Here is a 12,275-nt window from a genome sequence, read left to right on the forward strand (position 1 = left end):
CGATGGGCACGTTGGAGTGAGCTTCGCCTGGCACCTCCGATCCCAGTGCCCCTGGACCTGGCCGGGGGCCTCGGGCGTTCGGCGGCTGCGATCCCGTAGATACGACGTCTAGAACGGGGGAGTCCACCCCGGCGGCCAATTCGTCGCGTATCCAGGCCGGGGCCAGACGTCCGAGCCCTCGAATACGTGCCACTGACGGCCCAGCCACTCGCACTCCGGCACGGAACCTTCCCAGTCGTCGGTGCAGCGGTCGGCCCATTCGCGGCCCACCAGCACCGGCCGGGTCAGCACCCCGCCCGCGGTGTCCTGAATACGGAGGACCATGCCGATGTCGTTGATCCCCGGGTTGCCCCGCGGCCCGTACGACACCCTGCGAGCACCCGAGGAATGAAGGTCCAGGACCGTCTCTTCGAGCACGGCCGGCACGCGGCCGGTCAGTTCCAGTCCTTCCAGGGTCACGCGTGGACCGTGGGCGGCGTCGGCAGCCACGCAGAAGAGCCGGCCGGTGCCCTCGAAGTACGCGTAGACAGCCGGCGCTCCTGGATGGAAGCCGAGCTGGAGGCCGTAGATCTCCGGGTAGAAGGGCTCGGCGGAGAAACGGCTCAACTCAACGACTTCCGGAAGCGCGGCCCTGACCTCGTCGGCAGACATCCCGAAGCGCAGCGGACCAACGCTCTCCAGCGGGGTCAGCACCCACACCGGTCGAACCGGCTCCTCCGTGGTCTCCCCAGCTCCCGAACCCATCCGCTGTTTCCCCTTGTTCGACAGCCCGACCTTCGGCCCTGACCTGCTCCGACGCCGCGCATCCCCGGCCGCGACTAGGCCGCGACCCCTGTCACACGGCCGCTCCGAACGGCACCCGCCCGCACATACAACAAGACCCCGTCCTCAGCGTTTCCGCTGTTGACGGGGTCTGTGTGGCACTTCCTGCGAAGTGCCCCCGGCAGGATTCGAACCTGCGCACACGGCTCCGGAGGCCGTTGCTCTATCCCCTGAGCTACGGGGGCGTCCGCCGCGTTCGGCGGCGACGGGTAGAACCCTACCAGCTCTGCGGGAGTGGCTGTGAACAGGTATTTCCGGGGTGTCACCAGGGGCTGGGTCCCCCGCACGGGTCAGAAGTGGGCAAAACCCGGACGCGGCCGTTCGGGGCGCCCTACTCTCGTTCGTGTGTCAGGCGTGTCCGGTCGGGTGCTCGTTGTCGACGACAACAAGGTGATCCGGCAGTTGATCAGGGTCAATCTCGAACTCGAGGGGTTCGAGGTCGTGACCGCGGCCGATGGTGCCGAGTGTCTGGATGTCGTACATCAGGTCTGTCCTGATGTCGTCACCCTGGACGTCGTCATGCCCCGCTTGGACGGGATCAAGACGGCGGAGCGGCTGCGAGCCGATCCCCGGACCAGTCATCTCCCCGTCGCGATCATCAGTGCCTGCGGCGAGCACGAGGTGTCCGGTGGGGTCGCCTCCGGCGTCGACGCCTTCCTCGCCAAGCCCTTCGAGCCCGCCGAGCTCGTCCGCGTCGTGCGTCAGCTGATGCACCGCGAGCGGCGCGAGCGGCCCGAGGGGGCCGGGCCCGACGGGGGAGAGGAACCGGCCGCAGTCGACGGCTGCCAGGACTCCCGACGCGCCGGGAGCACCCACCGTCCCCACTGAGCGCCGTCCGTCGTCCGGCCACCGGACCCGTCCCCGCCCAGGGTGACCGCATGGCGAAACCGGTTCGCGTTCCGCCCCCCCTCCTCCCCTACGCTTGTCCCGTGACCCCCGCGGACCTCTCCCTCACCGTGCTGCACGCCGTGCGCCGTGCGGTCGACGACGGTGCGCTGCGGGTCGACGTACCCCCGACGGTCAAGGTCGAGCGGGCTCGTCCCGGTGGCGTCGGCGACTACGCCAGCAACGTCGCCCTCACCCTCGCCCGGTCCGCCGGACGCGCCGCCCTCGATGTCGCCGGGATCCTGGAAGAACGTCTCCGTGACACCCCCGGACTCCAGGCCGTCGCCATCACGGGGCCCGGCTTCCTCAACTTCACCCTCCGGCCCGACGCCGACGCCGGCGGCGAGCTCGTACGGGCCGTCCGCGAGGCCGGGGGCGCGTACGGAAGCGGCACCGCCCTCGCCGGGCTCACCGTCCGCTTCGCCGACCTGACAGAGTCGCGCGCGCTGCTCGTCACCGAGACCGTCGTCCGGCTCCTCCGGAGCCAGGGCGCCGACGCCGCGTTCCGCCGGGACGAGGGGATGCGAGACGAGGGGACGCAGGGCGAGGGCACGCAGGGCGAGGGGAGGGGCGAGCCGGTCGTCACCCCGTCCCTCCGTCAGCCCCCCACCCCCCACCCCCACGAGCGCATCCACGTCCACCCCGGCGCCTATGACCCCCGCACCCTCGGTGTCGACGCCGCCCGCTGGGCCCTTCTCCGGGCCGCTCCCCAGGACCGGCCCCTCGACGGGCCTCCCCTGCTCGTCCAGCACGAGCGCAACTCCCTCTTCCGGGTGCGGTACGCCCACTCCCGGGTCCGGCGGCTGCTCGTCAACGCCGCTCAGCTCGGCTTCGAGCCCGCGTACGAGACTCCCGTCCACGCTCCCGAACTTCTCGGCGTCCTCGGCGACCACCCCGTCGCCCTCCTCACCGCCGCCCGCCACCGCGCCCCCGACCGGGTCGCCCGGCACCTGGAAGCCATCGCCGACGCGCTGCTCGCGTTCCAGCACACCGTTCTGCCGCTCGGCGACGAGAAACCCTCGGCCGCCCATCGTTCCCGGCTCGCGCTCGCCGAAGCCGCCGGGACGGTGCTCGCCGGTGGCCTCTCCGTGCTCGGCATCAGCGCACCCGAACGGATTTGAAAGAGTTCAGACATGAGTCGTTCCGCCCATCCCGCAGGCCCTCGCCACGCCGACGTCCTTCCCGAGGGCCACTACACCGCGCCCCCCGCCGACCTCAACGTCCTCGACCCCAAGGTGTGGTCCCGGACCGTCGAGCGGAACGAGCGCGGTGTCGCCACCGTCGGAGGGCTGAGCGTGACCGACCTCGCCGAGGAGTTCGGGACCCCCGCCTACTTCCTCGACGAGAGCGACTTCCGCGCCCGCTGCCGCGCCTGGGCCGAGGCCTTCGGCAAGGACGCCGACGTCTTCTACGCCGGGAAGGCCTTCCTCTCCCGGGCCATCGTGCGGTGGCTCAAGGAAGAGGGGCTGAACCTCGACGTGTGCTCCGGTGGGGAGCTCACCACCGCCCTCTCCGCCGGGATGCCCGCCGAGCGCATCGCCTTCCACGGCAACAACAAGAGCGAGAGCGAGATCCGTACGGCCGTCGAAGCCGGTGTGGGGCGGATCGTCCTCGACTCCTTCCAGGAGATCGTGCGGGTCTCGCACATCGCGCAGTCCCTCGGCAGGCGCCAGCGCGTGCAGATCCGCGTGACCGTCGGCGTCGAGGCCCACACGCACGAGTTCATCGCCACCGCGCACGAGGACCAGAAGTTCGGCATCGCGCTCGCCGGCGGCCAGGCCGCCGAGGCCGTTCGGCGCGCGCTGAAGCTGGACGGGCTCGAGCTCATCGGCATCCACTCGCACATCGGCTCGCAGATCTTCGACATGGCCGGCTTCGAGGTCTCGGCGCGGCGGGTCGTCCAGCTGCTCGCCGAGGTGCGGGACGAGCACGGTGTCGAGCTGCCCGAGATCGACCTCGGCGGCGGCCTCGGCATCGCGTACACCTCCGAGGACGACCCGCGCGAGCCGCACGAGATCGCCAAGGCGCTGAACGAGATCGTGACGCGGGAGTGCGAGGCCGCGGGGCTCCGTACGCCTCGGATCTCCGTCGAGCCCGGCCGCGCCATCGTCGGGCCCACCGCCTTCACGCTGTACGAGGTCGGCACCGTCAAGCCGCTCGAAGGGCTGCGGACGTACGTGAGTGTCGACGGCGGCATGTCGGACAACATCCGCACCGCGCTGTACGACGCCGAGTACAGCGTCAACCTCGTCTCGCGGACCAGCGACGCCGCGCCCATGCTCTCCCGGGTCGTCGGCAAGCACTGCGAGAGCGGCGACATCGTCGTACGGGACGCCTTCCTGCCCGCGGACCTGGCGCCCGGCGACCTCATCGCCGTGCCGGCCACCGGTGCGTACTGCCGCTCCATGGCCAGCAACTACAACCACGCACTCCGGCCGCCCGTCGTCGCCGTCCGCGACGGCGAGGCGCGGGTCATCGTGCGGCGCGAGACGGAGGAAGATCTCCTGCGTCTCGACGTCGGGTGATGAAATAGTCGAGTGATGAAATAGATGTCTCAGGATCCGGACGAGGGGCTGAAACCCCCGTCCGGTGAGTGAGACTGGTTCCACCGTTGAGAACCGCAGAGACTCGAACGTAGAGATACGAAGTAGGACGGGAAAGAGGTCGGATGATGCGTACGCGTCCGCTGAAGGTGGCGCTGCTGGGCTGTGGAGTGGTCGGCTCAGAGGTGGCGCGCATCATGACGACGCACGCCGACGACCTCGCCGCGCGCATCGGCGCCCCGGTCGAGCTCGCCGGCGTGGCGGTCCGCCGCCCGGACAAGGTCCGCGAGGGCATCCCCGCGGAGCTGATCACCACCGATGCCACCGCCCTCGTGAAACGGGGCGACATCGACGTGATCGTCGAGGTCATCGGCGGGGTCGAGCCGGCCCGCACCCTCATCACCACCGCCTTCGAGCACGGCGCCTCCGTCGTCTCGGCGAACAAGGCGCTGCTCGCCCAGGACGGCGCGAACCTCTACGCCGCCGCCCAGGAGCACGGCCAGGACCTCTACTACGAGGCCGCCGTCGCCGGCGCCATCCCGCTGATCCGCCCGCTCCGCGAGTCCCTCGCCGGCGACAAGATCAACCGTGTGATGGGCATCGTCAACGGCACGACGAACTTCATCCTCGACAAGATGGACACCTCCGGGGCCGGCTACTCCGAGGCGCTCGACGAGGCCACCGCCCTCGGGTACGCCGAGGCCGACCCGACCGCCGACGTCGAGGGCTTCGACGCCGCCGCCAAGGCCGCCATCCTCGCCGGGATCGCCTTCCACACGCGCGTGCGTCTCGACGACGTCTACCGCGAGGGCATGACCGAGGTCACCGCCGCCGACTTCGCCTCCGCCAAGCAGATGGGCTGCACCATCAAGCTGCTCGCCATCTGCGAGCGCGCCGCCGACGGCGAGTCCGTCACCGCGCGCGTGCACCCGGCGATGATCCCGCTCAGCCACCCGCTGGCCTCCGTCCGCGAGGCGTACAACGCGGTCTTCGTCGAGGCCGACGCCGCCGGGCAGCTCATGTTCTACGGCCCCGGTGCCGGCGGCGCCCCGACGGCGTCGGCCGTCCTCGGCGACCTCGTCGCCGTGTGCCGCAACAAGCTCAACGGGGCCAACGGCCCCGGCGAGTCCGCGTACACCCAGCTGCCCGTGAGCCCCATGGGCGACGTGGTGACGCGGTACCACATCAGCCTCGACGTGGCCGACAAGCCGGGCGTCCTCGCCCAGGTCGCGACGGTCTTCGCCGAGCACGGCGTATCCATCGATACGGTGCGCCAGCAGGGCAAGGACGGCGAGGCCTCCCTCGTCGTCGTCACCCACCGCGCGCCCGACGCCGCCCTTTCGGGGACCGTCGAGGCGCTGCGCAAGCTCGACACCGTGCGCGGTGTCGCCAGCATCATGCGTGTTGAAGGGGAGTAAGGACCCATGACCCACAAGGGCACCCACCAGTGGCGCGGCATCATCGAGGAGTACCGGGACCGCCTTCCGGTCACGGACAAGACGCCGGTCGTCACACTCCGTGAGGGCGGCACGCCGCTCGTACCCGCTCAGGTCCTCTCCGAGCGCACGGGCTGCGAGGTGCACCTCAAGGTCGAGGGCGCCAACCCCACCGGCTCCTTCAAGGACCGGGGCATGACCATGGCCATCACCAAGGCCAAGGAGGAGGGGGCGCAGGCCGTCATCTGCGCCTCCACCGGCAACACCTCCGCGTCGGCCGCGGCCTACGCGGTGCGCGCCGGCATGGTCTCGGCCGTCCTCGTGCCGCAGGGCAAGATCGCGCTCGGCAAGATGGGCCAGGCCCTCGTGCACGGCGCGAAGATCCTCCAGGTCGACGGCAACTTCGACGACTGCCTGACCCTGGCCCGCAGCCTCTCCGAGAACTACCCGGTGGCGCTGGTCAATTCGGTCAACCCGGTCCGCATCGAGGGCCAGAAGACCGCCGCCTTCGAGATCGTGGACATGCTGGGCGACGCGCCCGACATCCACGTCCTGCCCGTGGGCAACGCCGGCAACATCACGGCGTACTGGAAGGGGTACCGCGAGTACGCGGCGGACGGTCTCGCGACGCACCGCCCTCGCATGTGGGGCTTCCAGGCCTCCGGTTCCGCCCCGCTGGTGCGCGGCGAGATCGTCAAGGACCCGTCGACGATCGCCACCGCGATCCGCATCGGCAACCCGGCCTCGTGGGACTACGCGATCGCCGCGCGCGACGAGTCGGGCGGCTTCATCGACGAGGTGACGGACCGTGAGATCCTGCAGGCCTACCGCCTGTTGGCCGCGCAGGAGGGCGTCTTCGTCGAGCCCGCATCGGCCGCCTCGGTCGCCGGTCTGCTGAAGGCCGCCGCCCAGGGCAAGGTCGACCCGGGGCAGCGGATCGTCTGCACGGTCACCGGCAACGGGCTCAAGGACCCGGACTGGGCCGTCGCCGGCGCGCCGCAGCCGGTCACCGTTCCGGTCGACGCGGTCGCCGCCGCCGAACGCCTCGGTCTGGCCTGATCCTCACCCCTCCGCGCGGGGAAACGAGCTGATCGAAACCCGATCAGGAACGTACATAGGCGCACAGGTTGGCTCGCGACACGCATCGTGCGCCTCCTGTGCGCCCTATGTCGCGGCAGAACCTTCCTTCGATAGGCTGTACCGAACCCGCCCCGACGCATATGCGCGGTGTTGTTGCCGTTGTCGCCTCCGTGGCTGAAACGGCCCCCGGGTTCCCCGTACTTCTCTTGGAACACCCGCCGAAACACCTTCTGAAGCACCTTCTGAAACACCCTCTGAAACACCCGCTGTTCCAGAACAACCCGTTGTCGCAATCAAGGAGATCATCGAGCGATGGCCGGTCCAGCGTTCCGCGCCGCCGCCGTACGGGTGCGCGTCCCCGCCACCAGCGCCAATCTCGGTCCGGGCTTCGACGCCTTCGGCCTGTCGCTGGGCCTCTACGACGACGTCGTCGTCCGTGTCGCCGACTCCGGACTGCACGTCGACATCGCCGGCGAGGGCGCCGAGACGCTCCCGCGCGACGAGAGCCACCTGCTCGTACGCTCCCTGCGCACCGCCTTCGACCTGCTCGGCGGGCAGCCGCGCGGCCTCGAGGTCGTCTGCGCCAACCGCATCCCGCACGGCCGCGGCCTCGGCTCCTCCTCCGCCGCCATCTGCGCCGGCATCGTCGCCGCCCGCGCCGTGACCATAGGCGGGGACGCCAGGCTCGACGAGGCCGCCCTCCTGGAGCTGGCCACCGAGATCGAGGGCCACCCCGACAACGTCGCCGCCTGTCTGCTCGGCGGATTCACCCTCGCCTGGACCGAGTCCGGTGCCGCGCGGGCGATCAGGATGGATCCCTCGGATTCCATCGTTCCGGTGGTTTTCGTCCCCGGAAAGCCGGTCTTGACCGAGACCGCCCGCGGACTTCTGCCGCGCACCGTCCCCCACGTGGACGCCGCGGCCAACGCCGGGCGCGCCGCCCTCCTCGTCGAGGCCCTGACCCGCCGCCCCGAGCTGCTGCTCGCGGCCACCGAGGACCGGCTGCACCAGGAGTACCGGGCTCCCGCGATGCCCGACAGCATCGCCCTGGTGAACCGGCTGCGGGCGGACGGCGTCCCCGCGGTCATCTCCGGCGCGGGCCCCACGGTCCTCGCGCTGGCCGAACACGGAACGGCAGACAAGGTCGCCCGCCTCGCGGGCGAGGGCTGGGCCGCGAACCGGCTCGACCTCGACGCGTCCGGAGCGAGCGTCCTTCCGCTGGCGCCCTAGGCGCACGGCGGCCGGACGCCGGGCAGCGTCCGGGACAGGAGATTGCCGGTGAGGGAGAGGGGGAATGTTTGTCGGAGCCGGTAGTGTTAACCTCAAGTCAGCACCCGGCGCCTTTGTGGCGCGGTGCTGAGTGTCCCCATCAGGGACCACCGATTCTTCCGGGAGCCTCCCCAACTGCCTGAGCAGCCTGCCTGAGCAGTTTCGAGCACGCTCCGGAACCGGCACGACACCCCTCGCTCTTCTTTCCTCGCGAGGGCCGAGCAGGGGGCGCTCGGGCCGGACCCCAGCACGTTTTCTCTCCGCCGTACCCGGCGGGACCACCGCCCCGGACACGGTCCACCCAACACGGGACCGCTGCCGGACAGCACAACCGGTCGCCGAGCCAGATGGCCGACGTCCGCTCCAGGGAAGGACCCTTCGTGAGCGACACCACCGATCTGATGGGCGTGACTGCCGACAGCAGTGTCGACGCCGCCGCGCCCGCCGCAGGTGCTGCCACAGGCGGCACCGCACGGCGCCGCCGCTCCGGCACCGGCCTCGAGGGCATGGTTCTGGCCGAGCTGCAGCAGGTCGCGTCCGGCCTCGGCATCAGGGGCACCGCGCGGATGCGCAAGAGCCAGCTGATCGAGGTCATCAAGGAGGCGCAGGCCGGTGGCGGCTCCGCCGCCCCCGCCAAGGCCGCCGACGCCGCCGAGACCAAGCCGAAGCGCCGCACCACCGCCAAGACCCGTACGGCTGAGACCGCCGCCGAGGCCTCCGAGCCCAAGGCGGAGAAGGCCGAGAAGGCCGTCGCCCAGCAGCAGATCGACATCCCGGGTCAGCCGGCCTCCGACGACCAGCCCGCGGGCGAGCGTCGTCGTCGCCGTGCCACCGCCCCCGCCGGTTCGCCGGAGGGCGAGGCCAAGGCCGAGACCGCGCAGGTCGTCAAGACCGAGACCCGTACCGAGGCCAAGGCCGACGCGGGCACCGACGCCAAGGCCGAGGCCGCCGTCGACGGCGCCGAGGGCCGTGGCCGTCGTGACCGCGGCGAGCGCGGGGAGCGTGGCGAGCGCCGCGACCGCCGTGACCGTCAGCGCGACCGCGGCAAGGGCGACGAGCAGCAGGGCGGTGGCCAGGGCGGCCAGCGCCAGCGCCAGGGCGGCCAGGGCCAGGGTCAGGGCCAGCAGGTCCAGGGCCAGGGCCAGGGTCAGCAGGGCGGCCAGCAGGCCGGCCCGCAGGACGACTACGACGACGAGGCCGGCGGTCGCCGCGGGCGTCGCGGCCGCTACCGCGACCGCCGTGGGCGTCGTGGCCGTGACGACTTCCAGGCCGGCGAGCCGCAGGTCGCCGACGACGACGTCCTGATCCCCGTCGCGGGCATCCTCGACATCCTCGACAACTACGCGTTCATCCGGACCTCCGGCTACCTGCCCGGTCCGAACGACGTGTACGTCTCCCTCGCCCAGGTCCGCAAGAACGGCCTGCGCAAGGGTGACCACGTCACCGGTGCCGTGCGTCAGCCGAAGGAGGGCGAGCGCCGCGAGAAGTTCAACGCGCTGGTCCGCCTGGACTCGGCGAACGGCATGGCCGCCGACTCCGGCCGCGGCCGCCCCGAGTTCAACAAGCTGACCCCGCTCTACCCGCAGGACCGGCTCCGTCTGGAGACCGACCCGGGCGTGCTGACCACGCGGATCATCGACCTCGTGTCGCCGATCGGCAAGGGCCAGCGCGGTCTGATCGTGGCCCCGCCGAAGACCGGCAAGACCATGATCATGCAGGCGATCGCCAACGCGATCACGCACAACAACCCCGAGTGCCACCTGATGGTCGTCCTGGTCGACGAGCGTCCGGAAGAGGTCACCGACATGCAGCGGTCGGTCAAGGGCGAGGTCATCTCCTCGACCTTCGACCGTCCGGCCGAGGACCACACCACCGTCGCCGAGCTGGCCATCGAGCGCGCCAAGCGTCTCGTGGAGCTGGGTCACGACGTGGTCGTCCTGCTCGACTCGATCACCCGCCTGGGCCGCGCGTACAACCTCGCGGCGCCGGCCTCCGGCCGCATCCTGTCCGGTGGTGTCGACTCGACCGCGCTCTACCCGCCGAAGCGCTTCTTCGGTGCGGCGCGCAACATCGAGGACGGCGGCTCGCTGACCATCCTGGCCACCGCGCTGGTCGACACCGGCTCGCGCATGGACGAGGTGATCTTCGAGGAGTTCAAGGGCACCGGCAACATGGAGCTCAAGCTCGACCGGAAGCTCGCCGACAAGCGCATCTTCCCGGCCGTCGACGTCGACGCCTCGGGTACGCGTAAGGAAGAGATCCTGCTCGGCAGCGACGAGCTCGCCGTCACCTGGAAGCTGCGTCGCGTGCTGCACGCGCTCGACCAGCAGCAGGCGATCGAGCTGCTGCTCGACAAGATGAAGCAGACGAAGTCGAACGGCGAGTTCCTGCTCCAGATCCAGAAGACGACGCCTGGCGGCAAGAACGACGACTGACGTGTGACCTGCGTCATGCGCCGGCCGTACGACAAGGACGTGGCCTCGGTCTCGTAACCCTGTCGTGACCTGCGTGAACCACTGCGCCCACCGTGCTCCCGCACGGTGGGCGCAGTGCTGTACCGGCCCGCGCTCACCGAAACCTCACAGGCCCGTATGCAACCCTTTCGGGTGCTTCACCGTCACATATGGTGAACCTAGGGCCCGAGGGATGGCGATGACCGAGCAGAGCAAGAGCGGCCGAATAGGCGGCGCGGGAAGCGGCCGCCGGCGCAAGCAGCCCGCCAGGCGCAGCCGCAAGGCGGCCGTGCTGGTCTCGGGCGCCCTCGCCGTACTCGTCCTCGGCGGCACGGGCCTCGGATACGTCTACTTCAAGCTCGACGGCAACCTCGAGACCGTCGACATCAACGCACAGCTGGGCACCGACCGCCCCGACGACGTCGACAACGGCTCCATGGACATCCTCGTCCTCGGCTCCGACTCGCGCTCCGGCGACAACGGCGCGTACGGCAAGGACGAGGGCGGCGCCCGCTCCGACACCGCGATGGTCGTCCACGTCTACGAGGGCCACAAGAAGGCCAGCGTGGTCTCCATCCCCCGCGACACCCTCATCGACCGGCCGAAGTGCGCCGACGCGCAGGGCGCCGCCGTCCCCGCCGAGCGGCGGGCCATGTTCAACACGGCGTACGAGGTCGGCGGCCCCGCCTGCGCCGTCAAGACCGTCGAGTCGATGTCCGGCATCCGCATGGACCACTACATCGAGGTCGACTTCACCGGCTTCAAGAAGCTCATCGACAAGCTCGGCGGAGTGGAGATCACCACCACCACCGCCATCAAGGACACCAAGAGCCACCTCGACCTCGCGCCGGGCACCCACACCCTCGACGGCGAGCAGTCCCTCGGCCTCGTCCGGACCCGCAAGAGCGTCGGCGACGGCAGCGACCTCGGCCGCATCCAGCTCCAGCAGGCCTTCATGAAGGCCTTCATGAACCAGGTCAAGGACGTCGGCGTCCTCACCAACCCGAAGAAGCTCCTCGACCTCGCCGACGCCGCCACCAAGGCCATCACCCCCGACTCCGAACTCGACTCGGTCCAGGAGCTGATGGGCTTCGCCAAGAGCCTCACCGGAATCGGCGCCCAGAACGTCCACATGGTCACCCTGCCCGTCGAGTACGACCCCCGGGACCCCAACCGCGTCGTGCCCCTGGAAGCCCAGTCGCGGCAGGTCTGGACGGCCCTGAAGAAGGACCTGCCGATCCCCGCCTCGGCGACGAAGGACACGGCCACCGGCCAGGCCGACGGCATCGTGAAGTAGCGCCCGGGGCGCCGTGGGGCACGGCGAACCGCCGGCCGGGGCAGTTCAGGAATACTTTCGCCGCCACCCCGGTTTGGGGAGATGCGGCCGGTCCTGGCAGACTGGTACGTCGGCCCCGGTTCACGTTTGCCGCGACCCGCGGAAGCGACCCGGAGCCCTCCCGAAACTAGGAGACACCTTGAAGCGCGAGATTCACCCCGAGTACGTCGAGACCCAGGTCAGCTGCACCTGTGGCGCGTCGTTCACCACCCGGAGCACCCTGACCGAGGGCACCATCCGTGCCGAGGTCTGCTCCGAGTGCCACCCGTTCTACACGGGCAAGCAGAAGATCCTCGACACCGGCGGCCGCGTCGCCCGCTTCGAGGCCCGCTTCGGCAAGGCCGGCTCCGCCAAGTAGCGAGCCCCTGCGCCGGTCCACGGTCGCCCCGCGCGGGTGGCCGGGACCGGCGCTTTGCCGTCCCGTAGCAACTGACGAAAAACCCAGGAGCCC

Annotated in this window: 10 protein-coding genes and 1 tRNA gene; 9 read left to right on the forward strand and 2 right to left on the reverse strand. The window is 70.7% G+C overall.

Annotation, left to right across the window (positions count from 1 at the left end):
• Positions 1–108: 108 nt before the first annotated feature.
• Together ACFQ79_RS07575 and ACFQ79_RS07580 are read right to left on the reverse strand one after the other, a co-directional pair.
• Positions 109–744, reverse strand: coding sequence for a hypothetical protein (locus tag ACFQ79_RS07575; protein ID WP_383580024.1), 636 nt, complete (start codon positions 742–744; stop codon positions 109–111).
• Positions 745–935: 191 nt separating this feature from the next.
• Positions 936–1,007, reverse strand: a tRNA-Arg gene (locus ACFQ79_RS07580).
• Between the two features lie 160 nt (positions 1,008–1,167).
• On the opposite strand from ACFQ79_RS07580, the gene ACFQ79_RS07585 reads away from it, so the two are divergent.
• The 9 genes from ACFQ79_RS07585 to rpmE all read left to right on the forward strand — a co-directional run bounded on the left by ACFQ79_RS07585 (position 1,168) and on the right by rpmE (position 12,182).
• Positions 1,168–1,650 carry a response regulator gene (locus ACFQ79_RS07585; protein ID WP_383580025.1) on the forward strand — a complete coding sequence of 161 codons (483 nt, stop codon included), beginning with the start codon at positions 1,168–1,170 and terminating at the stop codon, positions 1,648–1,650.
• A 101-nt stretch (positions 1,651–1,751) separates the two neighbouring features.
• A complete protein-coding gene (nrtL, locus tag ACFQ79_RS07590; protein WP_383580026.1) occupies positions 1,752–2,828 on the forward strand; it encodes an ArgS-related anticodon-binding protein NrtL in 1,077 nt (358 codons plus the stop codon).
• Positions 2,829–2,840: 12 nt separating this feature from the next.
• Positions 2,841–4,232 carry a diaminopimelate decarboxylase gene (gene lysA / locus ACFQ79_RS07595; protein WP_383580027.1) on the forward strand — a complete coding sequence of 464 codons (1,392 nt, stop codon included), beginning with the start codon at positions 2,841–2,843 and terminating at the stop codon, positions 4,230–4,232.
• A 143-nt stretch (positions 4,233–4,375) separates the two neighbouring features.
• Positions 4,376–5,668, forward strand: coding sequence for a homoserine dehydrogenase (locus ACFQ79_RS07600; protein ID WP_383580028.1), 1,293 nt, complete (start codon positions 4,376–4,378; stop codon positions 5,666–5,668).
• A 6-nt stretch (positions 5,669–5,674) separates the two neighbouring features.
• Complete coding sequence (gene thrC, locus ACFQ79_RS07605; RefSeq protein ID WP_383580029.1) at positions 5,675–6,745, forward strand: threonine synthase; 1,071 nt, start codon at positions 5,675–5,677, stop codon at positions 6,743–6,745.
• A 333-nt stretch (positions 6,746–7,078) separates the two neighbouring features.
• A complete protein-coding gene (gene thrB / locus ACFQ79_RS07610) occupies positions 7,079–7,996 on the forward strand; it encodes a homoserine kinase (RefSeq protein ID WP_383580030.1) in 918 nt (305 codons plus the stop codon).
• A gap of 419 nt (positions 7,997–8,415) precedes the next feature.
• On the forward strand, positions 8,416–10,470 hold the full coding sequence (rho, locus tag ACFQ79_RS07615; RefSeq protein ID WP_383580031.1) for a transcription termination factor Rho: 2,055 nt from the start codon (positions 8,416–8,418) through the stop codon (positions 10,468–10,470).
• Positions 10,471–10,687: 217 nt separating this feature from the next.
• Positions 10,688–11,785, forward strand: a complete 1,098-nt coding sequence (locus tag ACFQ79_RS07620; protein ID WP_383580032.1) for an LCP family protein — start codon at positions 10,688–10,690, stop codon at positions 11,783–11,785.
• A 178-nt stretch (positions 11,786–11,963) separates the two neighbouring features.
• A complete protein-coding gene (gene rpmE, locus ACFQ79_RS07625) occupies positions 11,964–12,182 on the forward strand; it encodes a 50S ribosomal protein L31 (RefSeq protein ID WP_030321069.1) in 219 nt (72 codons plus the stop codon).
• Positions 12,183–12,275 lie beyond the last annotated feature (93 nt).

Source organism: Streptomyces sp. NPDC056480 (genome assembly GCF_042795405.1).
Lineage (GTDB): Bacteria > Actinomycetota > Actinomycetes > Streptomycetales > Streptomycetaceae > Streptomyces.

What these genes read in the sequence shown, in the direction of transcription:
- ACFQ79_RS07575 (WP_383580024.1), bottom strand. Translation starts at nt 744, where the DNA reads ATGGGTTCGGGAGCTGGGGAGACCACGGAGGAGCCGGTTCGACCGGTG.
- lysA (WP_383580027.1), top strand. Translation starts at nt 2,841, where the DNA reads ATGAGTCGTTCCGCCCATCCCGCAGGCCCTCGCCACGCCGACGTCCTT.
- ACFQ79_RS07600 (WP_383580028.1), top strand. Translation starts at nt 4,376, where the DNA reads ATGATGCGTACGCGTCCGCTGAAGGTGGCGCTGCTGGGCTGTGGAGTG.
- thrC (WP_383580029.1), top strand. Translation starts at nt 5,675, where the DNA reads ATGACCCACAAGGGCACCCACCAGTGGCGCGGCATCATCGAGGAGTAC.
- thrB (WP_383580030.1), top strand. Translation starts at nt 7,079, where the DNA reads ATGGCCGGTCCAGCGTTCCGCGCCGCCGCCGTACGGGTGCGCGTCCCC.
- ACFQ79_RS07620 (WP_383580032.1), top strand. Translation starts at nt 10,688, where the DNA reads ATGACCGAGCAGAGCAAGAGCGGCCGAATAGGCGGCGCGGGAAGCGGC.